The 309-nt window shown below is 54.0% G+C and carries 1 rRNA gene; it reads right to left on the bottom strand.

What is annotated here, in order from left to right:
* Positions 1 to 309: ribosomal RNA gene (locus CPJCM30710_RS17565) — 16S ribosomal RNA — on the bottom strand; the annotation flags it as partial.

Raw genomic sequence — 309 nt, 5'->3', positions numbered from 1 at the left:
CTAATCTCTACGCATTTCACCGCTACACTAGGAATTCCACTTTCCTCTCCTGCACTCTAGACACCCAGTTTGGAATGCAGCACCCGAGTTGAGCCCGGGTATTTCACATCCCACTTAAGTATCCGCCTACGCTCCCTTTACGCCCAGTAAATCCGGACAACGCTTGCCACCTACGTATTACCGCGGCTGCTGGCACGTAGTTAGCCGTGGCTTCCTCCTCAGGTACCGTCATTATCGTCCCTGAAGACAGAGCTTTACAACCCGAAGGCCTTCATCACTCACGCGGCGTTGCTGCATCAGGGTTTCCCC

It is taken from the genome of Clostridium polyendosporum, from assembly GCF_018332455.1.
In the GTDB taxonomy this organism is placed as follows: Bacteria; Bacillota; Clostridia; order Clostridiales; family Clostridiaceae; genus Clostridium_AY; species Clostridium_AY polyendosporum.
Note: the sequence above shows the minus strand (reverse complement) of the source record. Positions and strands in the feature narration are given on the sequence as shown.